The following is a 23,773-nucleotide window of genomic DNA, read 5'->3' as shown; positions in this document are numbered from 1 at the left end:
GCTGAATCTGCTCTTCTTCATCGTCCGTCTCCTGCTCGGGACGGACTCTCACCCAAATCGAGGGATCAGGCAGGGGGCAGGTCACGACGGTTACCTCCGCGCCGGCAACCATCGGGTTGGGACAGGAATGCTCGGTTGGGCGGATCGCCTCGCCCACCAGCTTGGCCAACAGCGTCAGTCGAGGCCGAACACGTCAACGATCGCGATAATCAGCAGGGTCACGAGGCCCATCCTGACCCAACGCGAACCCGCGACATTCGCGATCAGGGACCAGACGGCCGCGCTGGCATCCTGGTCATGATCGCACGCGCGATGCCACGCCCGGCGAAGCGCCTCCAAACGCGTAGGCACGCCCCGGCGCTGGCCGAGGCGTGCCCTGCACATCCGGATCACCACGTCATGCCCGAGTTGGTTCTCTGCGATGCCCAGCACCGCAGAGAACTCCTCATCCGACAGCCGCTCGAACTCTGCTTCGCGCCACAACGCCATCGCGGCTTCGCGCTTCTTCAGCGATTGATTCGCCAGCCAGAGATCGAGCAGCACGGACCGCCACATGTCACGTCTTCAGCAGCGACTTCACGACCGGCCGCATGATGCCGCAGCTGTCGAGCACCCAGTCCCGGAGCCCGCAGATCGCGCGTCCGGCCTCGAGGTAGTCCATCCCGTGACGGAGCAGGCTCGTCGGCGTCGCGGTCATCGCGGTCTGAAAGTACCCGCCCTGCGCGCGCAGGATTGAGAAGTGCGGAGCGCGGCACATGCTCAGAAGCAGCGGGCCTTGGCAGTTTGCCCGCTTCACGAACTCCTGCATCCCGGGATGCGCCAGATCGACCGGACCGGCGATCTCGTTGAAGACGATCCAGCGCTCCGCCTCGGGCAGCACATGCGCCAGACCGGCAGCGGACTTAAGCGTCCCGCTGAGAGACTCAGGGTCCGCCGTCGCGACCAGCACGAACTTCCAGTTCGCGCCCTGCTGAAGCGCCGCGTTGGTCGGCGGGTCACTGGCCCATCTCAATAACAGATCCAGCGCGTTGGCCGCGAGGTCGCCGAGCATTAGCGGCCCCGCCAGGTATTGTCGGTAGACCCCGTCCCAGTACCGGTTAAGCAGGTCTGGGTTTCGTGCCAGTTGAGCAACAGTCTCCTTGTGCAGGGGATGGTGCGTGACCGGAGCAGCGACACGCCCCTCAATCCGGCGGTTTGCCTCGCACTCGGCGATTGTGTGGGGCACCTCGGAGTCCTGCAGCACGGTCGACGTCACCTCCGTGATGGTGGTCTTGCCCACGCCGCCTTTGGCAGCAACGACCATCACCGCCCTCGCGGTGCTGCTCATCAGTTCGGCGCCGTAGTCTGCGCGCTTGGCGTTCAGGTTCTGGAGAATGGACATGACCGGGCTCCTGGTGGTGACCGCCCGCGGTCACTCATCGTCTGGAAGGAGGAACGGATTGAACTCCGGCACGGTCGGGATCTCCCTTCTCCGCCGCTCTTCGAGCAGCGCATCCAGGGCACCATGTGCCGGCGTAGAGGGGGCATTCTGCCTGGCGCGTTCCACCGCCACCTCGGCACGGGAGGCAGCGGGCTGCTCCTCGTGGCGGGTCGTCTCTAAGCTCCACAAGTTCTCGTCGCCGCGAGAAGAATCCGCAACGTCGTGGGGTGTCTCACCCCGGTCGAAGGCCCGACGCGCGGAGGCGGCAAATGCTGCCGCGAAATCGAGAAATTTCTTTCGTTCCTCCGTAGACAGCCCGGCGAGCGGGGAAGGCGACCGTGGACCGCGAAGGAACTCGCGAGCTTCGAGAAGGGCGTCCTTTTCAATGCCACCCTTCAACTTCTGCAACGCGACGATTGCCATCGACCGCACGCGATCAGCGTCGCCACCCACGCGCGCCCGCAGATGCCGCAGGCCGATCACCCGCCCCCGCGTCCACGCGACCTGCACGCCCTCGGCGAGCAGTTCCGCAATGCCGCGTTCGACGTCGCACATCTCCGTCCGTATGCGGCCTGGCATGACCCTCTCCCGCTTGCTTCGCTCCGACCGACCACGTGTCTAGCCGCCCGCCGCGTCGCGGAGTCGCCGCCGTGTGTCTCCCTAAAGATTTTTTTCGGACGGCCAGCACCGCCAATTTCGGCGCAATTCCGCAAGGTCGGGGGAAAGCTGCATGAAGCTGCACGAGGCTGCACGAGGCTGCACGAGGCTGCACGAGGCTGCACGAGGCTGCACTGTGCAGCCATGCGGCGCAGCTGAAATCACCGGCCGCTCGCAGCTAGCCGACCAATGTCGTTGTCCACCGCGAGAATGGTGAGCTCGCCAAAGGCACTGACCTCGATCACCGCGTACAACTTCCCCCTCGTCGTGGTGAGTTCCGTGCTGATGCCATGCGTAGCGCGCGCGACGACGGCATCGAATTCTGGGTCTGCCGCTCGAGTAGGCTCGTTTGCCAGGCGCTTCCTTTTGCCACGGTCGCCCGCAGTGTCACCATCGCGCTGCCCCCATGCGGTCGCCAACGCCGACACGCCACCCGCAGCGCTGATCGCCTCGCGAGGATCGTTGGGGCGCAGCAGGACGAGTTGCCGGGCTGCGGCAGCGACCCGGTACGCACGACGTGGATCGATACCGGATCCCATCACCAAGCGCGCTAGAGCGGCTGCATCGTGCTCGTTGGGGCCATTTCCCTCCCCTGACTTGCTGCCGAGATCGGCGACAATTTGCGACCGATCGTCAGGCCCGAGTTGGAGGAGATCCACGACGATCAGCGTGCTTTCGGTCAACCATGTGCTGGACCGGCTGCGGTGCTCCTGCCCGGCGGCTAGCGCGAGTTCTCCCCGCAGATGGTTATCGGAGATCCGCGTGACGATGGCGCTTGGCGATCTCGATGCATTCGTCCCGTCAAGCACGGCTAGTCCCCCCGGCTGACCCGTGGACCACCACGGTCCCGAATTGGCTCGCCCTCTCCGTGCTACGCGCCGCGAGCCGCTCGCGGCAAATGTGGCCGGTGCCTCCCTACCCTGATCCCATTGTGGGATGGCCGTCCCCATCCGCCGCCGTCGCGCCCCGGCCTGCGTGCCGGGTCACGTCGGCGGCCGGATGAGGACGGCCCCGTACGAACGCCCGGTGAAAAGCGGATGACGGCGACGCCGATGGGGTCGCCCGCGCACCGCGCCAAACCCTCTACCGGACTTCGTGATCATGACGACGACTATTGTTGCGCATTGCCTTTTCGCGAACGCGGCCTTCGCAAGCGCTGACGATGCTGACATCGATGTCGCCGGGCTCTTAGCTCGGCTAATCAGAAGGTATGCGGGGCGCGATTCCTCGTTGTCCCGCTCCGCGTCGCTGCTCGGCCTGGGACTGGACGACGTCTGCCAGGAGTTGATGCTGAAATGCTGGACGGCGTACGGCGGCCCGTCCTCTCGACCCCCGGGCCGGATCATCCACGCACTCAAACCGCTCCTGATCTCAATGATCCGACACATGAGCATCGACCTAGCCGTTAGGGCACGGCGACGGCCCATCCTGGTGATGCCTGACGATCTGCCAGAGATGATCCACGCCGATGCTGATCCGGAGCATATTCTGGCCGCCCGCGAAGCCCTCCAGGCTGCTGCGGGCATCGTGGCGGATATGCCGCTGCATCGCCGCCACGCTCTGCTGTCGGCAATTCAAGGGGCAGGCAGCCGAAACGACGCCGAGCGTCAGAACCTCACTCGTGCCCGGCGCGACCTGCGCCGGGCACTGGCAGGCGCTCAAGACGATAGCCCGAGGGCTCGCCAGTCATCGCGCATCTCCGACAGGCTTGCTGCCAGATAGACCGGGTGCCGAACCCACGCGAGCCGGCTGCCGCGTCCATACTCGACCCAGCGACCACGCTCGGCTGGAAGCTGCGGCAGGCATTCCCGTGCAGCACGGGCCAGCCGCCAGCTGAGGAAGATCACGTCGCGCTGCGCGAAGACACGTCCGCGCTTCAGGGCCTCAATCTTCTTCCTCGCCCCGTACCGGTCGAACGCCCGTCCCCAACCCTGACGAGGCTGCGGCGTGTCCAGTGCGTTGCGGACAGTGACAATCCCGTCCAGCGCGTCCTCTTCCACTTGCAGCAGCGCGGCAAGCGCTGCCCGGGCCGCCGTTCGTGGCGCAAACGGCGGCGCTCCGGCCGTGATCGGCGCCTCGCCGATTAACAGCGTGCGCTCTGGGTTCATGCGTCCAGTCATTCGATTTTCCTCTCCGTGGGGCGTCCATCGCCCTGCAGATTAGGAAGACGAACGCCGGCGAAATCTGTGACAGCGCCGCCGCCTCTTTCTCTTGCCAATATCTGCATGCCGCGCCGGTCCCAACAGGCACGCGCATCCCCGCACATCGCACCTTCATCTCATTGAACAACTCAGGATCAACTCATGCTCTCCAGCATCCCCGCGTGGCTCGGCCGCATTGGCCTTTCACGGACAGACATCGGCAATTTTGGAGACGACATACTCATCACCGGCAGCGCTCTTTGCGCCATGCACCGCACGCCATGCGGCATGTCCCTCGGATGGGAGCGCGTCGAGCAGGATTCTCGCGGCCGTCTGCGTTACAGCTATCCGGCCGGCGCGCAGAAGGGCATCGTGCGCTCTCGAGTGAGAGACCCAATCGCGCGTCGGATCCTGCTCACGTGCGGTCCCCTGCCGGCACTTTGCGCACAGGTGATCGATGGTGCGCGCCATGACACGGTCGCCATTGGTCTCGGCGGCTGCTGGACGGATGCCTCGGCGGAGATCGTCGAGCATCATGTCAGTGCAGGCGCACGTGAGATCGTGCTCGCCTTCGCGGACCATCCGGCAGGGACGAGGTCGCATGACGCGGCGGTCGCGTTCATCCGAAAGTCGCCGCTGGGGTTGGAGCGTCTGACACGACGCACCCCGGCGTGCCGAACATGGCCGGAGACATTGCAGGTGCTTCGGTCTCTCTCGGCTGACGGGTCAGCATCGTGAACAGCGTATTGCATGCGACTGCGAAGTCAGACCGGACACACACCGCCATCGCGGCGTGGCTGTCAGCCCTGCCAGCAGAACGCTACGACCTTAGGCTCGTGCCGTCAGCGACAGCCGGCCCGGTCATGTCGCGAACAGTCGATGCGATGGGCTTGATCAGGTGGATACCCTGGGTTCGTGCGCGCAACGCGAGTGGCGATCATGTCTACTGCCGGCCGCTCTGCTCGCGGCACGTCCTCGTGGACGACCTCTGGCAGCATCAGCTTGACGCGTTGGTCGCAGCCCACGGCGTCGCGGCTGTGGTCGAGACATCGAAGGGCAACTACCAGGCGTGGGTCACGGTGGCGCAGGCCGAGGTGGATGCGCCGGTTGCCAGTGCGGCAGCGCGGATCCTGGCGAGGCAATTTGGCGGTGATCCCGGAGCCGCGAGCGCTCATCAGCTGGGTCGCTTGGTCGGCACGACGAACCGGAAACTGCGGCATCAGAGGGAGGACGGGTCATTCCCGTTCGTGCTCCTTCGCCGATCCGTCCCTCTGGTCGATCCCGCTGGCTCGGCACTGCTAGCTGAGGCCGCTGATGACGCACAGAGGCATTCCCAGGAACCGCTCGCTGCTACGCCGGCCGTCGCTCCGAATTCGAGAGCGTTCTGTGAAGCTGCTGAAGCGCGTCGACGGATTGTCGCGAGCCTTCGATGCGCGATACCGGTTGACCGGTCCCGTGTGGATTTCTCGGCTGCGCGTCGCCGCTTGAGGCGAGGTGGTGGGGCCGAGGCAGCGCTGCGGATGGTGTTAGCGGGTGATCGAGCCCGGGAGATGTCTCCGGCGGCCGCGATTGCGTATGCAACGCGGACCGTCTGTGCCGCGCGGCTCGCAATTGCCAGGGAAGCTGATCACGGGCGCCCCCTTGGGGCGGGGAAAGGAAGATGCCCAGAGGTCGCAGCCACGGACTAAGCGACCAAGCCTCCGTGGCCGGCGAGCCCCCACAGCTGTTTGCAAATTTCTGCAGCGCCGGACTAACTCAAGCATAGGACGCCTCGGGACGTGCACAGACCTGTCTGTGCACGCGCAGCCAGGACGTCGGCAGCGTCAGAAGGCGCGGGCATGTCATCCCTGTTGTGGATGCACCCGCCGTCGTGCTGCCGACGTCGGATGCATTCGGAGCGAGCCACCGGTGCGCCGGGTCCGATTGCGATCAGCCGAGCCGCCATTCGCGGATTGTCAGCGGGTACTCCCCGCGGCACTGCCGGGGCGGTCGTCCATCCAGAGCAGTCCGGACCTAGGGCCGCAAGGGCTCTGCAAATGCGGCGCCCTTGCTGAAGCCGCGATGCACCATAGCCTCGAGCATCGGCTCCAGGCGGCGGAAGCAGCCCCCCTACTCGGCGTGTCCGTCAGGATGGTCCAGGCGCTCCTGGCTTCTGGCGAGCTCGCGGGCAACAGGGTCGGCCGCACCTGGACAGTCACGCCCAGTTCCATCCGCGGCTATCTCGCTCAGCACTCCAATCAACGTCATTCAGCTCCGCTTTCCCGTCCGCCGTCAGGCGAAGACGAGGATGGCCGGGGCTGCATGCGCAAATCCAACGAGAAGCATCGGCCATGCCGAGAACCCAGAACGAAGACCCCGACCGCAACCTCTACAGGCGCGGCGAGACATGGTGGTGCCGCTACGTCCTCGGCGGCGCCGAGCAGCGCGTCTCGCTACGAACTTCTGATGTCAAGGCGGCGCGCCGGGCGCGCGACCGGCTCCTGAAGGACGCCGCCACCCACCGCGACGGGCGGGGACCCGCCCCGGTCCGAACGTGGGAAGATGCGGTCGAAGGCTACCTCGCCGTCCAGGAGACCCTCGTGCGCAGCAATACGCTCGCTGCGAAGACGGCCCGACGTTACGAGACGAGCTTGGTGCAGATCAGCGAGGCACTGGAAGGCACGCCCCTCGGCGACATCACGACGGCGACCGTCCTCGACTTCGTCATGGCTCGCCGCGAGGATGAGTGCGCCTCGAGCACCATCCACAACGACCTGACGGCGTGGTCCCGCGTGCTCGGCTACGCGGTAGCCAACAACTGGATCGACGTGAACCCAGTGCGGAGCTTCGAGCGGAAGATCTTTATCGGCCGGGACGCCGACATGCTCGACCCACCTGAGGATGCCGCGGTGCAGACGCTCATCGAAGAGGTGGCAACCTGGTCGACGGACATGGCCGACCTCGTGCGCTGGCTGCGGGAAACCGGCATGCGACTGGGCGAAGCGCTCGCGATCGACCGGCAGGACATCCATCCCGACAAGAGGCATGCGACGCTGCGGCGTGGCGTCAAGCGGAACGCACACGGCCTCAAGACGCGCACCATCGACCTGGGCCGAGCCGCCGATATGCTGGACCGGCTGCCGGGCAAGGGGCGCCTCTTCGCCAACCTGTCCGCCGACAGCGCCGTGGTCAGCACGCGCTACGGCCAATGGTGCCGTCAGCGCCAGGGACGGGAGGACCGCGAAGCCTATGCCGAAGGGCGGCCACCCGTTCAGCTGGCGCGGTACCGTCTTCACGACCAGCGACACGCCTTCGCCATCGCGTCGCTGATCGACGACCCGACCTGCATCTATCGATTGATGGAGCAACTGGGCCACTCGAGCGTGAAGACCACGGAGATCTACACGCGGTTCCTCCGCGGCGAGGGCGCCCAACGACGCTACGGGCGCGACCGCACCCGCTTTGGTTCGCTCCCGCCCGCCGTCATCATCAGCCCGCCCACGGGCTGATCGAAGGCAAGGCATGCGCGGACAGCATCACCACATAACGCAACGTTCATCGCGCCTGCGGCACGTCGGCGGCGCAACGATGGCACAGGGGGTCGGCACAAAGGTCGGCACAGTGGCCTGGAAACCGTTGTATTTGGCACCCTCGCAGGCACAGCTAAGTCATTGAAATGGCGGAGGGGATGGGATTCGAACCCACGATAGGGCTTAACACCCTATGACGGTTTAGCAAACCGTTGCCTTCAGCCACTCGGCCACCCCTCCGCGCGAGGCGCCCACGTCAAGTCCGGCTGAAGTGCCACAACGTATGCAGCGCCGCTTCTAGCGGCCCACTTCCCCCCGGGCAACCCCGGCGACGGGGCCGGCCTAGGGCCGGTTAGACAATGCGCGCGGCTGAGGGCCGGCGAGGGATTTTCCGGCCTGGGCAGGGTCGCGGCACTGCCGCGACGCCGAAGGCCGACGGCGCAGCCGATGGTTGTTCCATCGGCAAGCCGGCTGACGAACCCAGGGCGGAAAAGACCCGCCGGACCGACCCTCGCGGCGTTGTCTAACGCGCCCTAGGACAGCGCGGCCTCGAAGCCCCGCGCCGTCGCGGGCCGTGCCATCATGCGGGCGTACCAGGCACCGACCGCCGGGAAGTCCGTGAAGTCCACCTGGTGCCGTTCGTGCCGCCACGCCCAGCCCAGGATCGCGAAGTCCGCGATCGAGGGCTCGCCCTCGGTCGCGACGTACTCCCGCCCCTCCAGGCGCCGGTCCAGCACGCCGTAAAGCCGCAGCGTCTCCTTGTGGTAGCGGCCGACGCCGTAGTCCCGCGCGGGGCCCTCGGGCTGCAGAAGGAAGTGATGCACCTGGCCCGGCATGGGACCGAAGCCGCCCATCTGCCACATCAGCCACTCGTGCACCGCGACCCTGGCGCGTGCGTCCTGCGGCAGGAAGCGGCCGGTCTTCTCGGCGAGGTAGAGCAGGATCGCCCCGGATTCGAAGACGCTGATGGGCTGGCCGCCGGGCCCCTCGGGATCAACGATCGCGGGGATGCGGTTGTTCGGCGAGATCGCCAGGAACGCGGGGTTGAACTGCTCGCCCTGGCCGATGTTCACGGTGTGCACCTTGTAGGGCAGGCCCATCTCCTCCAGCGCCACGCTGATCTTGCGGCCATTGGGCGTGTTCCAGGTGTGGAGGTCGATCATCCCGAGGCGGGCTCCCGTGCATGTCAGGGTCAGGCGCCGGTGATCCCACAGCCCGGCGGCAACGCCAAGCTTGACCGGACCCGCCCCGGTTTGCGATTCAGGCGAGGTGACCAGCCTCGTCAGCCTGCGCGGTGGGGACGACGACACGCTCTGGGCGGTGATCGCGACCGCGGGGAAGCGCAGCCGCGTGGCGAACGTGTACCGCTCTCGCACCGACGCGCTGGAAGACCGTGCGTGGCGCGCGCAGCAGGTCAGCGCCTATGCCGAGTGGCTGCGGCGATCGAGCCAGCCGGTCCCGCACTACTCCGTCGCCCCGATCCGCCGTGCGGACCTCCCGAAGAAGTGGAGCCCCCTGCCCGCCCTCGGCTTCCTTCGCGGGCAGTTTGTTTGAGGGCCGGCCGATTCACGGCTCAGGGCTGAAGCCCTCTGTCGATCGGACGGCTTACTCGGCTGTCGCGCCCGAGGTCCTGACCACCGAAGCCCACTTGCCGACCTCCAACCGCAGATACGCCGCGAAGTCGGCGCGGCCGCGGACGTCCGGTGCGAAGCCCATGCCGTCCAGGCGCTGGCGCATCTCGGGCGCGGAGAGCACGCGGTTCACCTCGGCATTCATGCGGTCGGCGATCGCGGCCGGCGTGCCCTGCGGCGCCATCAACGCGAACCAGGTCAGCGCCTCGAAGCCGGGGAAGCCCTGCTCGGCGACGGTCGGCACGTCGGGCAGCGCGGGGTCGCGGCGGGCGCCCGTCACCGCGATTCCGCGCAGCCGCCCCTCCCGCACCATGGGCAGCGCCGGCGGCAGGCTCGTGCTGCCCACCGGCACCTGGCCGCCGACGACGGCGGTGACGGCCTGCGCCGGTCCGAAGGGGACGTGCTGCACCTCCACCCGCGCGAGGGAGCGGAACAGCAGCTCCATCCCGAGATGCGTCGTCGTCCCGATCCCCGACGACCCGTAGTCGAGCGGCCGCGACCGCGCCGCGGCGATCAGCTCCTGCAGGGTCGCGACTTGCAGCTTCTCCGGGTTCACCGTGATGATGTTCGGCGTGCTCGCCATCATCGCCACGGGCTCGAGGTCGAAGGCCTCGTAGCCCGCGTTGCGGAAGAGGCTGGGGTTCACGGCATAGGCGACGGAATGCGCGAGGAAGACGCTGCCATCGGCCGCGCCGCGGCGGACCGCTGTTGTCGCGATGTTGCCGCCCGCGCCCGGCCGGTTCTCCACCACCACGGGATGGCCGAGCACGGGCTGCAGCGCGTTGGCCACGGCGCGCGTCAGCACGTCGGTGGACGCGCCTGGCGGGAAGGCCACGACGATCCGGACCGGCCTGTCGGGCCAGGCCTGCGCATGCGCCACGGCGGGCGCAACGAGCGCCGCGGCCAGCAGCGCCCGCCTGGTCGTCCTCGTGTCCATCGTCGTTCCCCCCATGCCCCGGCGCGCCCCGCTACTTCGCGAAGGCCGGGTCATCCGCGACGCTGTTTCGCAGCACGCCGACGCTCTCGACCTCGATCTCGACCGTCATGCCGGGCTTGAGGAAGAGCGGATCTGGCTTGCGGGCGTAGCCGACGCCGGACGGCGTGCCGGTCGCGATGACGTCGCCGGGCTCGAGCGTCATGACCTCCGACAGGATGGAGATGCAGCGCGCGACGGAGAAGATCATGTCGCCGGTGGTGCTGTCCTGCACGGTCATGCCGTCCACCCGCGCGCTGATCCGCAGCGGGGCGGCGCCGGCCGGCAGCTCGTCCGGCGTCACCAGCTCCGGCCCGAAGGCGCCGGTCGCGTCGAAGTTCTTGCCCATCGTCCATTGCGTGGATTTGCGCTGGTAGTCCCGCACCGAGCCGTCGTTGAACAGCGAATACGCGCCGACATGAGCCAGCGCCCCGGCTTCGCTGACGCAGCGGGCCGTGGAGCCGATGACCACCGCAAGCTCCGCCTCGTAATCGAGCTTCGTCGAGCAGCCCGGCCGCAGCATCGGCGCATCCGGCCCGACGAGCGAAGACTGCACGCGCAGGAACACCGCGGGGTAGTCCGGGATCGGATTGCCGCCTTCCTTGGCGTGCAGGGCGTAGTTCAGCCCGATGCAGATCACCTTGCCCGGCCGCTCGATCGGCATCAGCCGCTTCAGCCCCGCCGCCGGCTTCCTCGCCGGCGATGCCGAGGCCGCGGCTGTTACCTTCGCCCACAGCGCCGCGCCGCCCGCGAGCACCGCCACGGGATCGTCCGGCACGCCCGCCAGGGCCGAGAGCGGCACCACCTGGTCGCCCAGGCGCACGCCGGCCACGGCGCGCCCCCCGTCTTCGTAGCGCAGCAGCCGCATGCAGGCGTTTCCTCTCGATCGAAGGCAGGTGACGGGCCGTTCTATCGAGAGAAGCGGGATGCCGGCAAGGCGGGGCCCGGTCGCCGGATCATCCGCCTGGCGCAACGCCGGCCCGCGCCGCGCGTTGGCCGCGTCGGATCATCGGGTGGAGGTCACCATGCGTGCGCTTGCCGCGGCCCTGTCCGTCGCGCTGCTCGCCGCCCCGGCGTTGGCGCAGACGCGAGCGCCGGACCGTTCGGGCAGCGAGGCCCGCTCGCCCGGCCCGCCGGTGGATCTCGGCCCGCGCACGCCGGAGGCGAACGAGGCGCATCGCGGCGGCGGCGCCGTGCTGACCGGCCCGCCGGGCATGCCGGCCCCGCCGGCCCTGCCCACGCCGGCGCATGACCCGACCGTCGTGGTCACCCAGCCGCCACCCCCGGTCGTGGTGGTGACGCCACGCTGAGCTCATGCCTGCCTCGTGAAGTCCTGACGTACGGCCGACGAAGTCGGCCGTCACGCCGGGGGCGTGCCTCCGGCACGACGCCGCGAACGCGGCCCGCCGCCTATGCGGCGAAGCCGAGCGCTGGCGTTTGAAGCATGAAGTGCGTCAGCGCTTCCTGAGCCCGGCATCAGTTCAGGAAGGGATTGCGTCCCCGCGCCGGCGCCTGGGCCGGGCCGAAATGCGCGGCGAGGTAGTCCACGATCGTCCGGCGGAAATCGCCGTCCAGCGGGTTCATGCCGTGCCGCTCCGCCATCCAGTCCATCAGCCCGTCCCATTGCTGGCGGGTGAAGCGGCTGCGGCGGATCAGCGCGGTGTTGTGGCAGGCTGTGCAGTAGGCGAAGGTCTCGGAGCGGCCCTCGCCCTCCGGCAGGATCGTCTCCGCCTCCGTCGCGGACTGGATCGCCTGGGCGGCGCCGGCGTCGCGCGCGGCATCCTGCGCCATCGCCGCACCGGGTCCGAGCGCGACGCAGGCCGCCATCAGCAGCCTGCGCATCAGCCCACCAGGATCGCAGCGCGGCTGATGGGGTTCGCGCCGTAGCCCTGCGGGTTCCAATTCGCGGCCTGGAAGGGCTGCATGCGCCCGTTGCTGTCGGTGGCGCGGTACCAGATCTCGAAATAGCCGTCGGAGGGCAGCGCCGCGCGGCCCGTCCAGCGCTGCCAGGCGTGGCGGTTGGCCGGGGCCGAGACCTCCATCGCCGTCCAGCTCTGGCCGAAATCGACGCTGACATCCACGGCGCGCACCGACAGGTCGCCGGCCCAGGCCGCGCCGCGGAGATCCACACTGCGCGTCCCCGCTGGCAGCCTGGTGCCGTGCGCCAGGGAGGACAGGATGGCGCGCACCGGCATGCTCTCCATGTCGGCGAAGCTTGCGCCGTTGTCGTCGCTGCCCGGCACGATCGGGCGCAGAGGCATGCGGTAGGAGGTCCCACCCATGCCCTGCCCGCGATGCGGCTCGTTCAGCAGCGTGATCCGCGTCAGCCATTTCTGGCTGAGGCTGCCCGGCCAGCCCGGCACGAGCAGCCGCAGCGGCGCGCCATGCAGCTGCGGGATGGGCTGGCCGTTCAGCCGGACCGCGACCAGCGTGTCCTCGTCGAGCGCCTTGGCCAGGCGCATGCCGCGGCTGATGGATTGCCGGTTCGGATCACCCGACAGATGCGGGTCGGCGCCGAAATGCCCGGTGAACCGCGCACCGTCCTTCGGCCCCGCGGCGGCCAGCAGGTCGCGCAGGCGCACGCCGGTCCAGGCGCCGTTGCTGATCGCGCCGTTGCCCCATTGGTTGCCGCGCGCCTGGGGCGCGAAGAAGCTGCGCCCGTTGCCACCGCACTCCATCTGCAGTTGCAGCGTGACGAGCGGGAAGCGGCTTTCGATCTCGCCGACCGTCAGTTCGAGGCGGTTGTTCACCTCGCCGTCGATGACGAGCTTCCATGCGCGGGGATCGGCCGCGGCGTCCGGCACCAGGCCGTTGTTGCGGATGAAGAAGTTGGCGTAGCTCGTGACGGGCTCGTCGAGGAGGTGTTCCGGCGTCTCGGCGTTCAGCGGCCGCTCGCCCTGCAGGATCAGCGCGGCCTTGCCGTCCATGCGCAGCAGCTGCGGCGCACCGCCCTGGGCCGCTGCGGGGCGGGCGAAGATCGCGGGCAGCAGCCCCTCCGGCATGCGGCCGCCGAAGGGGATGGCGCCGCCGACCACGGCCCCCATCGCCGCGAGCGCCGCGCCCTTCAGCGCGCCGCGCCGGCCGAAGGCGAGGGCGTCACCGCGCTCCGGATCGTCGCGATAGAGTTCCTGGACCGAGCGTTCGGCCTTGCCGTGGCGCAGCATCGCGTTTCCTCCGTCGCTTGAAACGGAGTTAGAGGTGCTTCAGCACTCCGGCAAGAGCGGAGGATTTACTCCGCTGCCAGCGGCAGCGCGCCAAGCAGGCGCCAGCCATACTGCGCGTCGAGGCCGAGCTTCCGCACGATCTCCACCCCGCGCGCAAGGTGATCGGGCTTCAGCCCGGTCAGCGGCCGCCGCAGGTCGCCGGCCGGCAGCCCGACGGCCTTCATCAGCGACTTCACCGCGACGGGGTTGATCGCGCTGTAGGTGAAGTGCAGCAGCGGCAGCAGCCGCAGGTAGGTGTCGCGGAACACGACGGACTGCTCCGGCGTCGTCCAGGGCGTGGAGAGCCGCGCCATCCCCGCGGGGTCGATGTTGCCCGTCATGTTCGCCGTCCCGTGCCCGCCGAGCGACATGGTCGGCACCACGAGCCCGAGGTTCGGGCTGTCGCAGCACATGATCGTCGCGTCGGGCTGCGCCGCGCAGACCTGCGCGACCTGGCCGACGCGCGTCGTGCTCTCCTTCAGCACCACGATGTTGGGGTGCTTCATCAGCCGCAGCAGGTGGTCCCAGTGCAGGTCCGACTTCACGCGCGGCGGGTTGTTGTAGATGCCGATCGGCAGTTCCACCGCATCCGCGCATTCCGCGAAGAAGGCCTCGATGTCGTCCTCCGGCGCGCAGATATAGGCGGGTGCCGCCAGGATCGCGCCATCCGCGCCGGCGGCCTTGGCGTGCTGGAGATACCTGATCGTCGCGGCGGTCGAGGTGCCGGTGCAGCCGTAGAAGAACCTCATCCGGCCGTTCACGCCCTCGGCCTTCATCGCGGCGGTCTTCTCCACGATCTCGCGGCGTTCCTCCGGCGCGAGCATGGAGACCTCGCCGGTCGAGCCCATGATCAGCACGGCCGATGTGCCGTTGCGGGCGTGCCAGTCCAGCAGCGTGCGGAAGCCCCCGAAATCCACCGTCCCGTCGGCGTTGAAGGGGGTGATCAGGGCGACGAAGGAGCCCTCGATCCGCATCTTGGCCATGGGTGCGATCCTCTGTTCGTGCAGCGACCTTACCAGGGCGGGCCGATGGTTGACAGGCCGCTGCCCCGCCCGCGTCATGGCGCGACCAGGGAGGCCAGCCCATGAACGAGATGACGCTGCACGGCTATTTCCGCTCCTCCGCGGCCTGGCGGGTGCGGATCGCGCTGGGGCTGAAAGGGATCGCTGTCCGCCAGGTCTCGCGCCATCTCCGCAGGGGCGGGCAATCCGCGCCCGACCATCTCGCGCTCAACCCGCAGGGCCTGGTGCCGACCCTGGAAGTGCCGGGCCAGGGCGCGCTCACGCAGTCGCTGGCCATCGTCGAATGGCTCGACGAGACCCAGCCCGGCGCGCCCCTGCTGCCCGCCGATGCCTGGGGCCGCGCCCGCGTCCGGGCGCTGGCGCAGATCGTCGCCTGCGACATCCATCCCATCCAGAACCTGCGCGTGCTGCAATACGTGAAGCGCCAGTTCGGCCAGGAACAGCCCGCCATCGACGCCTGGGCGCGGCATTGGATCGACACCGGCCTCGCCGCCTTCGAGGCCCGCCTGGCCGAACCCGCGACCGGCCGCTTCTGCCAGGGCGACGCGCCAGGCCTGGCCGACCTCTGCCTGGTGCCGCAGCTCTACAATGCGCGCCGCTTCGGCTGCGACCTGTCGGCCTGGCCGCGCATCGTCGCGATCGAGGCGGCGTGCATGACGCTGCCCGCCTTCGCCGACACCTATCCCGACCGGCAGCCCGATGCCGAGTGACGCCGCGGTGCCGATGCGCGTCGCCTTCGTCGGCGCCTTCGCCAGCCGCCTGGCGGAGCTGGTGCGCCCGCTGCTGGCCGCGTCCTGCGAGGCGATCGCGGGCGATGTCCCGGAGATCCTGCCCCGGCTCGTTGACGTGGACGTCATCGTCTCCATGGTCTTCACCCCGGAGATGGCCGCTGCCGCCCCGCGGCTGCGCTTGGTGCAGGTCGCCGGCGCAGGGACGGACCGCGTGGACCGCGCGGCGCTGCGCCCGGGCGTGCTGCTCGCCAATGCCTTCGGGCATGAGGACGGCATCGCGGACCACGCGATCGGCGCGATGATCGCGCTCAGCCGCGACTTCGCCCGCCTCGACGCCGCACTGCGGCAGGGACGGTGGGAGAGCCAGTGGAAGGTCGGCGCGCCGGCGCCGCCGCTCTGGCCCGAACTCGGCGGCCGCACCCTCGGCCTGCTCGGCTTCGGCCATATCGGGGAGGCCGTGGCCCGCCGCGCCGCCGCCTTCGGCATGCGCATCGTCGCAATCGGCCGTCGCGCCCGCCCCGCGCCGCCCGGCATCGCCTGGATCGGCGGTCCGGAGCGGCTCGAGGAGATGCTGCGCGAGGCCGACCACCTCGTCGTCTCCGTCCCGCTCGACGATGCGACGCGCGGCCTGCTGGACGCGCGTCGCCTCGGCCTGATGAAGCCTGGTGCGATCCTGGTGAACGTCGCTCGTGGCGAGGTGGTGGACGAGGCCGCGCTCTACGAGGCGCTGAAGCACCGCCGCCTCGCCGCCGCCGCGCTCGATGTCTGGTACCGCTACCCCGCGGCGCCCGGCGCGACCATGCCCGCCACCCTGCCCTTCCACGAGCTCCCGAACGTGCTGATGACGCCGCACAGCTCCGGCTGGACGGAGGGCATGCTGACCGGCCGCGCGCGCACGGTGGCGGAGAACATCGCCCGCCTGGCGCGCGGCGAGCCGCCGCTCAACGCGATCGGCTGAGCCCGAGGATGCTTCGCATGACCACCCGCCGCACCCTTCTGCGCGCCGGCGCGCTGGCCGCACTGCCCCTGCCCGCCTTCGCCCAGGGGACGCAGGGAAGCTGGCCGAACCGCCCGATCACCATCGTCGTCCCCTTCCCCCCCGGCGGCTCCAACGACCTGCTGGCCCGCCCGCTGGCGGCCAAGCTGCAGCAGGCGCTGGGCGGCAACCCCGTGGTGGTGGAGAATCGCGGCGGCGCCGGCGGGACGGTCGGCGCGGCCTCCGTCGCGCGCGGCCCGGCGGACGGGCATCTCCTGATGTGGGGCCATGTCGGCACGCTGGCCGTGAACCCCTGGATCTACCCCAACAACCCCTATGACCCGCTGCGCGACTTCGCCCCCGTCGCGCTGGTCGCGACCCTGCCCGGGGTGCTGGTCGTGCATCCCTCCGTCGGCGCCCGCACGGCGGAGGAGTTCGTGGCTCTCGCGAAGCGCGCGCCCGGCACGATCGAATACGGCAGCGCGGGCAACGGATCGGCGTCGCACATCACCATGGCCGGCTTCTGCGACGCCGCGGGGATCGAGCTGGTGCACGTCCCCTATCGCGGCAACGGCCCGATGCTCACCGACCTGCTCGCCGGGCGCGTGAAGTGCAGCTTCGCCGGCGCGCCCGTCGTGCTGCCCGCGGCGCGCGACAACCGGCTGCTCGCGCTCGGCATCAGCGCGGCGCAGCCCTCGGCGCTTATGCCGGGCCTCGAACCCGTGGGGCATGCCGTGCCGGGCTACGAGATGGTGCAGTGGCACGGCCTCGTCGCGCCCGCCGCGACGCCGGCCGAGGTCGTGGCGCGCATCAACGCCACGGTGAACGGCTTCCTCAACGACCCCGAGATGACGCAGCGCCTGGCGATCGAGGGCGCCGATCCCGCCCCGCTGACGCCCGCGCAGTTCCGCGACCTCATCGCGCGGGAGAACGAGCGCTTCCGCGTGCTGGTGGCGCGGGCGGGCATCAAGCCCGACTAATGCTGACGATCACGCTCGCCTGCGGCGACTACGACCGCGTCCGCCCGATCTTCGACGGGCGCGTGCAGGTCGAGGGCGCGCGCGTCGTCCCCGTGCCGATGGCGACCGAGCAGACCTTCCCGCGCGCCGTCACGCGGGCGGAGTTCGACGTCAGCGAGCTCTCGATGTCCTCCCAGCTCATCCAGCTCTCGCGCGGGGAGGCGAAGTATGTCGCGATCCCCGTCCCGGTCTCGCGCGCCTTCCGCCACGGCTGCATCTACCTCCGCGCCGATGCGGGGATCGCGACGCCGAAGGACCTGGAAGGCCGCCGCGTCGGCATCCCGGAATACGGCATGACAATGGGCCTTTGGCTGCGCGGCATCCTGGCGGACGAGCACGGCGTGGACGTCAACGGGATCAGCTGGCGCACCGCCGGGACGAACCAGGCCGGCCGCAGGGAACGGCTCGCGCTGGAACTGCCGCCTGGCCTGGACGTGCGGCCGCTGCCGGTGGGTGCGACGCTCAACGCCGCGCTGCTGGCCGGCGAACTCGACGCCGTCATGTCGCCGACTCCGCCCTACGCCTTCTCCGCCGGCGATCCCCGCGTCACGCGCCTGTTCCCGGATCCCCGCGCCGCGGCCGAAGCGTCCTTCCGCCGTACCGGCTTCTTTCCCACCATGCACCTGGTCGGCATCCGCCGCGACGTGCTGGACCGCGCGCCGGGGCTGGCGCACGCGCTCTACGACGCCTTCCTGCGCGCGAAGCAGGTGGCGGAAGCCGAGTGGGTCGCGACGCTGGCAAAGAGCGCGCCGGCCACGATGTTCCCCTTCCTCGCCGAGGAATGGGACGCGATGCGCACCCTGCTCGGCCCCGATCCCTGGGCGTACGGCATCGCCGCGAACCGCGCGGAATGGGACGCGCTCTGCCGCTGGTCGCATGCCCAGGGGCTGGCGCGGCGCGTGCTGGCGATCGAGGAGGTCTTCGCCGCCGACACGCTGGCGAGTTGACGCCGCCGCCCACGGGGGCTTGACCGGGCCGGCGCGTTTTCCCGTTGCGGCGCCCGCCGGTCCGGGCGCTCCCTGTCGGCCAGCGCCGGCCGATCCGCGCGCGGCGCGCCAGGAAGCGCCGCCATGACGCAACAGGCCCCCGCCCCGTCCGATGTCAGCGCCATGCTGCGCCTCGTCACCGGGGCCTGGATCACCCAGGCGGTCTACGCGGCCGCGAAGCTTGGCCTGGCCGACCTGCTGCGCGACGGGCCGCGGGCGGCCAGCGACCTCGCCGAGGCGACCGCGACCGAGCCGCGGGCCCTGCACCGCCTGCTCCGCACCCTCGCCAGCCAGGGTGTCTTCGCGGAGGAACCGGATGGCGGCCGCTTCCGCCTGACGCCGCTCGCCGATCTCCTGCGGAGCGACACGCCTGGCTCGCTCCGTCCCTTCGCCATCATGATGGGCGAGCCGCTGCTCTGGCGGTCCTTCGGCGAGTTCCTCTACAGCCTGCGCACCGGGAAGCCGGCCTTCGACCATGTCTTCGGCCAGCCGCTCTTCGACTACTACGCCGATCATCCCGAGGCCGCGCGCATCGCCGTGGAGGGCCTGACGAGCCGCGCCGCCTCGGAGAACATGGCGGTCGTCGCGGCCTATGAATTCGGCGCGGCGCAGACCGTGGTGGATGTCGGCGGCGGCCAGGGCTCGCTGCTCGCCGCCATCCTCGCCGCGAACCCGCAGATCAAGGGCGTGCTGCTGGACAAGCCGCATGTCGTGGAGATGGCGCGCCCTGTGCTGGACAGCGCCGTGCGCACCGGCCGCTGCACCCTGCAGGCCGGCGACTTCTTCGCCGAAGTGCCGCCGGGTGGGGATCTCTACCTCCTCAAGAAGGTGATCCACGACTGGGAAGACGAGCGCGCCGTCGCCATCCTGCGCAACATCGCCGCCGCGATGACGCCGCGCGCCCGCCTGCTGCTGGTGGAGCTCGTCGTGCCGCCGGGCAATGCTCCCTCCTTCGCGAAGCTGCTCGACCTGCTGATGATGGTCTACACCGGCGGACGCGAGCGTACCGAGACCGAGCACCGCGCGCTGCTCGGCGAAGCCGGCTTCGAGCTCCGCCGCGTCATCCCCACCGAATCCACCGTCAGCATCGTCGAGGCCGTGCGCCGCGACAGCTGAGCCGGAGATCGCGATCCTGCCGTCGCCGCCGCCACGCAGACGCGCCCGGCTTGTCGAGCCGGCGCGACAGGGTGCAGCCTGGACGCCCACGGAGGAACGGCGATGGCGCGGATCGACTACCACATCTCGCTCAACAGCCCCTGGACGCATCTCGGCGCCGCGCGGATCGAGGCGATCGCGCGCCGGCACGGCGCGGAGCTCCGCGTCTTTCCCGTCGACTTCCGCGAGGTGATCTTCCCGGCTTCGGGCGGGCTGCCGCTCCCGAAGCGCAGCCCGCAGCGCCAGGCCTACCGGCTGCAGGAACTCGCGCGCTGGCGCAGCTTCCTCGACATCCCGATCGAGCTCTCGCCCACCCATTCGCCCTTCGACGAGACGCTGGCCGCGCAATGCGTCATCGCCGTGCGGGAGCTGAAGACCGACGCGCATGCCGTGGCGCTGGCCCACCGCATCCTGCGCGCGCTGTGGGAGGAGGACCGCAACCCCGGCGCCCGCGACGAGCTGGCCGCGCTGATCGCCGATGTCCATCTCGACCCGGACTGGCTGCTCAGGGAAGCCGACCGCGAGGAATGGGCGAAGCAGCGCCGGCAGGACAGCGAGGCCGCGCTGGCCCGCGGCGTCTTCGGCGCGCCGACCTACGCGATCGAGGACGAGCTGTTCTGGGGCCAGGACCGGCTGGACTTCGTGGACCGGCATCTCGCGGCGGGGTAGCGCCGGACTCCTATCCCGCCTCCGCGGCCTGCTCCAGCATGCGCAGCGCGATCTCGCGCTCGCCCAGCACCGTGACGTCCGCCCCCATCCCCGCGAGATGCGACACCGCCTCGTCGCTGTGCGCCCGCGCCAGGATCTCGAGCCTCGGGTTCAGCGCGCGGGCCTGGCGCACCAGGTCGCCGGCCTCGAAGGCTTCGGGGATGGTGCAGAACAGGCGGCGGGCGGCGGGCAGGTTCGCCGCGGCCAGCACCTCGGGTTCGACGGCGTTGCCGACGACGACTTCGGCGCCGGCGGCGCGGGCGGCATCGGCCGCCTCGTCCTCGGTCGTGATGACCAGCACCGGCCGGCCCGTCGCGAGCAGCCCCGGCGCGACGAGCGACCCCACGCGGCCATAGCCGACGACGACGTCGTGGTCCGCCATCGCGGTCACCCCTGGCGGCTCCGGCGCGGGCTGCGGGGCGGGCGCGGGCTCCGGCGCGGCAGGCGCCGGCACGGCGGACTTCGGCGCTTCCGCGGTGAAGGCGATGCGCGTCAGCAGCTTCGTCCGGCCCTTCTCGACCGCGGCAAACAGGAAGGGATTGAGCGCGATGGACAGGATCGCGCCGGCCAGGATCAGGTCGCGACCCTCCGGCGGCAGCAGCCCCAGCGCGACGCCGAGCCCCGCCAGGATGAAGCTGAACTCGCCGATCTGCGCGAGCGCGGCGGAGACCGTGATCGCCGTGCCCGTGGGGTGCCCGAACAGCCGCACGATCGCGAAGGCCGCGATGGACTTGCCGAAGACGATGATCAGCACCGTCGCCAGCAGCGCCAGCGGCGCCTGCAGGATCACCGCGGGGTTGAACAGCATTCCCACCGAGACGAAGAACAGCACGGCGAAGGCGTCGCGCAGCGGCAGCGCTTCCTCCGCCGCGCGCTGCGACAGGCGGCTTTCGCCCATCATCATCCCCGCGAAGAAGGCACCGAGCGCGAAGGAGACGTCGAACAGCTTCGCCGCGCCGAAGGCGACGCCGAGCGCGATCGCATAGACGGCCAGGCGGAACAGCTCCCGCGATCCCGTATGGGCGGCGTGGTGCATGATCCAGGGGATCAGCCGCCTTCCCGCGACCAGCATGACGGCCACGAAGGCCGCGACCTTGACCAGCGTGAGGCCGATGGTGGTCGCCAGCGCCCCGGCCGAGAGCGACGCGCCCGAGGTCAGCGCGGGCGCCAGCGCCGGCAGCAGCACCAGCGCAAGGACCATCACGAGGTCCTCGACGATCAGCCAGCCCACGGCGATGCGGCCGCGCTCGCTCTCCAGGATCTTCCTCTCCTGCAGCGCGCGCACCAGCACGACCGTGGAGGCGACGGACAGCGCGAGACCGAAGACCAGCCCCGCGCCGCTGCCCCAGCCATGCGCCCGGGCCAGCCCCATGCCCATCATCGTTGCCACCGCAATCTGCGCGACCGCGCCGGGCACCGCGATGGCGCGGACCTCCATCAGCTCCTTCAGCGAGAAGTGCAGGCCGACGCCGAACATCAGCAGGATCACGCCGAGCTCCGCGAGCTCGCCCGCGAGTTCCGCATCCGCCACGAAGCCCGGCGTGAAGGGCCCGACCACGACACCGGCGGCGAGATAGCCGACCAGCGGCGACAGCTTCAGCCGATGCGCGACCATCCCCAGCAGGAAGGCCAGCGCGAAACCGATCGCAATCGTCGCGATGAGGGGTGTGTCGTGTCCCGGCAAATTCGTCTCCCTTCGCCTCGCCTCCTAAATGCGGGGCGAGGGAGCCGAGATCAACCGGAAATTTTCTGGATATTGCGCCGCCGGCGCGAAATTCAGGTACTCAGGCGGCGTAGCGCGCGAGCGCGAGGTCGTCGGACGCGATCTCCGGCTTGCGGCCCGTGACGAGATCGGCGAGCAGCCGCCCCGAGCCGCAGGCCATCGTCCAGCCCAGCGTCCCGTGGCCGGTGTTGAGGTACAGGTTCGAATAGCGTGTCGGCCCCACCACCGGCGTGCCGTCCGGCGTCATCGGGCGCAGCCCCGTCCAGAAGCTCGCCTTGGCGACGTCGCCGCCGCGGGGGAAGAGGTCGGTGACGGAATGCTCCAGCGTCTCGCGCCGCGGCCTGCGCAGCCGGAGCGAGAAGCCCGCGAGCTCCGCGGTGCCGCCCACGCGGATGCGGTCGCCGAGCCTGGTGATCGCCACCTTGTAGGTCTCGTCCATCACGGTGGAAACCGGCGCCGCGGCTTCGTCGGTCACCGGCAGCGTCAGCGAATAGCCCTTCACGGGATAGACCGGCACATCCACGGCCAGCGGCCGCAGCAGCGCCGGCGTATAGCTCCCCATCGCGACGACGTAGCGGTCGGCGGCGAAGGTGCCCTGGTCGGTCTGAACGCCGGTCACCATGCCGGCCTCGGTCGTCAGGCCGCTGATCGTGATGCCGTGGCAGAAGGTCACGCCGGCGGCGGCCGCCAGCCCCGCAAGGCGCTGGGTGAAGAGGAAGGCGTCGCCGGTCTCGTCGCCCGGAAACTGCAGCCCGCCCACGAACCTCCCAGGGACGAGGCCGAGCGCCGGCTCGGCGGCAACCGCGCCGGCGGCATCCAGCAGCGCGTGGCGTACGCCGAAGGCCTTCAGCACCTCGATGTCGGCGCCCACCGCATCCAGCTGCTTCTGCGTGCGGAAGAGCTGCAGCGTGCCCTTCGTCCGCTGGTCGTACTCGATGCCGGTCTCGGCGCGCAGATCCCTCAGGCAGTCGCGCGAATACTCCGCCAGCCGCACCATCCTGGCCTTGTTCACGCCATAGGCGGCCGCGGTGCAATTCGCGAGCATCTGGCCGAGCCAGCGGTACAGCCCGCCATCGGCCTGCGGCCACAGCACCAGCGGGCGGTGGCGCATCATCAGCCACTTCATCGCCTTGATCGGGATGCCCGGGCCGGCCCAGGGGGCGGAGTAGCCCGGCGAGACCTGGCCGGCATTGGCGAAGCTGGTCTCCATCCCTGCGGCGGGCTGGCGGTCCAGTACCGTCACCTCGTGCCCTGCGCGGGCGAGGTACCAAGCGCTCGCGACGCCAACGACACCGGAACCCAGGACCAGGACGCGCATCGCAACCTCCACCTCGTGGCGGGGCCAGGATAACCGGTGGGATCGGCGAATATCCCGCGCATCCGGCGCATGGAATGGCCAAATCGCCGAATTTATCGCATGATGTTGCATGATTCCGCAGGATCTGCCGACATGGACGAGACCGACCGCGCCATCATCCGCGAGCTCCGGCGCGACGGGCGCATGCCCAATTCGGCGCTGGCCGAGGCCGTCGGCCTGTCGCCTTCCGCCTGCCTCCGCCGGCTTCGCCTGCTAGAGCGCAACGGCACGATCCGCGGCTACACCGTGGTGGTGGAGGAAGCGCCGGCGCGCGATGCGGTGACGGTCATCGTGCAGATCACCCTGGACCGCCAGACCGACGAGCATCTCCGCCGCTTCGAGGACGCCGTGCGCAAATGCCCGGAGGTCCGCGAATGCCACCTCATGACCGGCATGTCGGACTACCTGCTGCGCGTCGAGGTCCGCGACGCCGCGGATTACGAGCGCCTGCACAAGGAAGCGCTGTCCCGCATGCCCGGCGTCGCCCGCATCCAGTCGAGCTTCGCGATCCGGACGGTGATCAGGGGATAGGCGCGCGCGGCCCGGGGGGGGGTCGGGCCGC

At 70.0% G+C, this 23,773-nt stretch carries 26 protein-coding genes, 1 tRNA gene and 1 pseudogene; 14 read left to right on the top strand and 14 right to left on the bottom strand.

The genetic code is table 11. From position 1 onward, the window contains the following. Positions 1–174: 174 nt before the first annotated feature. The 4 genes from ACLF3M_RS31790 to ACLF3M_RS31775 all read right to left on the bottom strand — a co-directional run bounded on the left by ACLF3M_RS31790 (position 175) and on the right by ACLF3M_RS31775 (position 2,886). Complete coding sequence (locus tag ACLF3M_RS31790) at positions 175–543, bottom strand: hypothetical protein (RefSeq protein ID WP_430661040.1); 369 nt, start codon at positions 541–543, stop codon at positions 175–177. A 13-nt stretch (positions 544–556) separates the two neighbouring features. Beyond that, a complete protein-coding gene (locus ACLF3M_RS31785; RefSeq protein ID WP_430661039.1) occupies positions 557–1,381 on the bottom strand; it encodes a hypothetical protein in 825 nt (274 codons plus the stop codon). 30 nt (positions 1,382–1,411) lie between these two features. Continuing rightward, entirely contained in the window at positions 1,412–1,975 is a 564-nt protein-coding gene (locus tag ACLF3M_RS31780; protein WP_430661038.1) for a hypothetical protein, read from the bottom strand. A 263-nt stretch (positions 1,976–2,238) separates the two neighbouring features. Then, entirely contained in the window at positions 2,239–2,886 is a 648-nt protein-coding gene (locus tag ACLF3M_RS31775; protein ID WP_430661037.1) for a hypothetical protein, read from the bottom strand. Between the two features lie 286 nt (positions 2,887–3,172). Between ACLF3M_RS31775 and ACLF3M_RS31770 the strand changes: the two genes are divergently transcribed. Next, positions 3,173–3,799, top strand: coding sequence for an RNA polymerase sigma factor (locus ACLF3M_RS31770; protein ID WP_430661036.1), 627 nt, complete (start codon positions 3,173–3,175; stop codon positions 3,797–3,799). Here the strand turns inward: ACLF3M_RS31770 and ACLF3M_RS31765 are convergent. Then, the gene (locus ACLF3M_RS31765) at positions 3,736–4,197 is read right to left on the bottom strand and encodes a hypothetical protein (protein ID WP_430661035.1); all 462 of its coding nucleotides are present in this window, start codon (positions 4,195–4,197) and stop codon (positions 3,736–3,738) included. The two genes, ACLF3M_RS31770 and ACLF3M_RS31765, sit on opposite strands and share 64 nt — an antisense overlap. 183 nt (positions 4,198–4,380) lie before the next feature. On the opposite strand from ACLF3M_RS31765, the gene ACLF3M_RS31760 reads away from it, so the two are divergent. The 4 genes and pseudogenes from ACLF3M_RS31760 (at position 4,381) to ACLF3M_RS31745 (ending at position 7,706) form a co-directional block, all read left to right on the top strand. After that, the gene (locus tag ACLF3M_RS31760) at positions 4,381–4,956 is read left to right on the top strand and encodes a hypothetical protein (RefSeq protein WP_430661034.1); all 576 of its coding nucleotides are present in this window, start codon (positions 4,381–4,383) and stop codon (positions 4,954–4,956) included. 125 nt (positions 4,957–5,081) lie between these two features. Then, the gene (locus ACLF3M_RS31755) at positions 5,082–5,906 is read left to right on the top strand and encodes a DNA-primase RepB domain-containing protein (protein WP_430661033.1); all 825 of its coding nucleotides are present in this window, start codon (positions 5,082–5,084) and stop codon (positions 5,904–5,906) included. Beyond that, positions 5,794–6,438: pseudogene (locus ACLF3M_RS31750) on the top strand (helix-turn-helix domain-containing protein); the annotation flags it as partial. The gene ACLF3M_RS31755 and the pseudogene ACLF3M_RS31750, both read left to right, overlap by 113 nt. Positions 6,439–6,548: 110 nt before the next feature. Continuing rightward, on the top strand, positions 6,549–7,706 hold the full coding sequence (locus ACLF3M_RS31745) for a tyrosine-type recombinase/integrase (RefSeq protein WP_430661032.1): 1,158 nt from the start codon (positions 6,549–6,551) through the stop codon (positions 7,704–7,706). A 168-nt stretch (positions 7,707–7,874) separates the two neighbouring features. On the opposite strand, the gene ACLF3M_RS31740 is transcribed toward ACLF3M_RS31745, so the two are convergent. Both ACLF3M_RS31740 and ACLF3M_RS31735 read right to left on the bottom strand, forming a co-directional pair. Continuing rightward, a tRNA-Ser gene (locus tag ACLF3M_RS31740) sits at positions 7,875–7,967 on the bottom strand. 293 nt (positions 7,968–8,260) lie between these two features. Further along, positions 8,261–8,890, bottom strand: coding sequence for a glutathione S-transferase family protein (locus tag ACLF3M_RS31735; RefSeq protein ID WP_430661031.1), 630 nt, complete (start codon positions 8,888–8,890; stop codon positions 8,261–8,263). A gap of 106 nt (positions 8,891–8,996) precedes the next feature. Here ACLF3M_RS31735 and ACLF3M_RS31730 point away from each other — a divergent pair, with 106 nt between their 5' ends. Further along, positions 8,997–9,281, top strand: a complete 285-nt coding sequence (locus ACLF3M_RS31730) for a hypothetical protein (protein WP_430661030.1) — start codon at positions 8,997–8,999, stop codon at positions 9,279–9,281. A 51-nt stretch (positions 9,282–9,332) separates the two neighbouring features. On the opposite strand, the gene ACLF3M_RS31725 is transcribed toward ACLF3M_RS31730, so the two are convergent. Together ACLF3M_RS31725 and ACLF3M_RS31720 are read right to left on the bottom strand one after the other, a co-directional pair. Then, on the bottom strand, positions 9,333–10,295 hold the full coding sequence (locus tag ACLF3M_RS31725) for a tripartite tricarboxylate transporter substrate binding protein (RefSeq protein WP_430661029.1): 963 nt from the start codon (positions 10,293–10,295) through the stop codon (positions 9,333–9,335). 31 nt (positions 10,296–10,326) lie between these two features. After that, a complete protein-coding gene (locus ACLF3M_RS31720) occupies positions 10,327–11,199 on the bottom strand; it encodes a fumarylacetoacetate hydrolase family protein (RefSeq protein WP_430661028.1) in 873 nt (290 codons plus the stop codon). Positions 11,200–11,356: 157 nt separating this feature from the next. On the opposite strand from ACLF3M_RS31720, the gene ACLF3M_RS31715 reads away from it, so the two are divergent. Further along, complete coding sequence (locus ACLF3M_RS31715) at positions 11,357–11,641, top strand: hypothetical protein (protein WP_430661027.1); 285 nt, start codon at positions 11,357–11,359, stop codon at positions 11,639–11,641. A 166-nt stretch (positions 11,642–11,807) separates the two neighbouring features. Here the strand turns inward: ACLF3M_RS31715 and ACLF3M_RS31710 are convergent, their stop codons facing one another. The 3 genes from ACLF3M_RS31710 to ACLF3M_RS31700 form a co-directional block, all read right to left on the bottom strand. Next, complete coding sequence (locus ACLF3M_RS31710; RefSeq protein ID WP_430661026.1) at positions 11,808–12,173, bottom strand: hypothetical protein; 366 nt, start codon at positions 12,171–12,173, stop codon at positions 11,808–11,810. Beyond that, the gene (locus ACLF3M_RS31705) at positions 12,173–13,495 is read right to left on the bottom strand and encodes a sulfite oxidase (RefSeq protein ID WP_430661025.1); all 1,323 of its coding nucleotides are present in this window, start codon (positions 13,493–13,495) and stop codon (positions 12,173–12,175) included. The genes ACLF3M_RS31710 and ACLF3M_RS31705 overlap by 1 nt, the downstream gene beginning before the upstream one ends. 65 nt (positions 13,496–13,560) lie before the next feature. Continuing rightward, positions 13,561–14,517: a dihydrodipicolinate synthase family protein gene (locus tag ACLF3M_RS31700; RefSeq protein WP_430661024.1), complete on the bottom strand. Its 957-nt coding sequence runs from the start codon at positions 14,515–14,517 to the stop codon at positions 13,561–13,563. A gap of 101 nt (positions 14,518–14,618) precedes the next feature. Between ACLF3M_RS31700 and maiA the strand changes: the two genes are divergently transcribed. The 6 genes from maiA (at position 14,619) to ACLF3M_RS31670 (ending at position 20,092) form a co-directional block, all read left to right on the top strand. Then, positions 14,619–15,266, top strand: coding sequence for a maleylacetoacetate isomerase (gene maiA, locus ACLF3M_RS31695; protein ID WP_430661023.1), 648 nt, complete (start codon positions 14,619–14,621; stop codon positions 15,264–15,266). Continuing rightward, positions 15,256–16,245, top strand: a complete 990-nt coding sequence (locus tag ACLF3M_RS31690) for a 2-hydroxyacid dehydrogenase (RefSeq protein ID WP_430661022.1) — start codon at positions 15,256–15,258, stop codon at positions 16,243–16,245. The genes maiA and ACLF3M_RS31690 overlap by 11 nt, the downstream gene beginning before the upstream one ends. Positions 16,246–16,262: 17 nt before the next feature. After that, complete coding sequence (locus ACLF3M_RS31685; RefSeq protein WP_430661021.1) at positions 16,263–17,243, top strand: Bug family tripartite tricarboxylate transporter substrate binding protein; 981 nt, start codon at positions 16,263–16,265, stop codon at positions 17,241–17,243. Next, positions 17,243–18,229, top strand: a complete 987-nt coding sequence (locus ACLF3M_RS31680) for an ABC transporter substrate-binding protein (RefSeq protein ID WP_430661020.1) — start codon at positions 17,243–17,245, stop codon at positions 18,227–18,229. The genes ACLF3M_RS31685 and ACLF3M_RS31680 overlap by 1 nt, the downstream gene beginning before the upstream one ends. Positions 18,230–18,352: 123 nt before the next feature. After that, entirely contained in the window at positions 18,353–19,384 is a 1,032-nt protein-coding gene (locus ACLF3M_RS31675; RefSeq protein WP_430661019.1) for a methyltransferase, read from the top strand. 102 nt (positions 19,385–19,486) lie between these two features. Next, positions 19,487–20,092, top strand: coding sequence for a 2-hydroxychromene-2-carboxylate isomerase (locus ACLF3M_RS31670; RefSeq protein WP_430661018.1), 606 nt, complete (start codon positions 19,487–19,489; stop codon positions 20,090–20,092). Between the two features lie 10 nt (positions 20,093–20,102). On the opposite strand, the gene ybaL is transcribed toward ACLF3M_RS31670, so the two are convergent. Then, positions 20,103–21,815: a YbaL family putative K(+) efflux transporter gene (gene ybaL, locus ACLF3M_RS31665; RefSeq protein ID WP_430661017.1), complete on the bottom strand. Its 1,713-nt coding sequence runs from the start codon at positions 21,813–21,815 to the stop codon at positions 20,103–20,105. Between the two features lie 100 nt (positions 21,816–21,915). After that, entirely contained in the window at positions 21,916–23,172 is a 1,257-nt protein-coding gene (locus ACLF3M_RS31660) for a D-amino acid dehydrogenase (protein WP_430661016.1), read from the bottom strand. A gap of 132 nt (positions 23,173–23,304) precedes the next feature. Between ACLF3M_RS31660 and ACLF3M_RS31655 the strand changes: the two genes are divergently transcribed. Continuing rightward, positions 23,305–23,742: an Lrp/AsnC family transcriptional regulator gene (locus ACLF3M_RS31655; protein WP_430661015.1), complete on the top strand. Its 438-nt coding sequence runs from the start codon at positions 23,305–23,307 to the stop codon at positions 23,740–23,742. The last annotated feature ends 31 nt before the right edge of the window (positions 23,743–23,773 follow it).

Origin of the sequence: Falsiroseomonas sp. HW251, from assembly GCF_050563545.1 — a bacterium.
Taxonomy (GTDB): domain Bacteria; phylum Pseudomonadota; class Alphaproteobacteria; order Acetobacterales; family Acetobacteraceae; genus Falsiroseomonas.
This window is presented reverse-complemented; position numbering and strand designations above follow the sequence as displayed.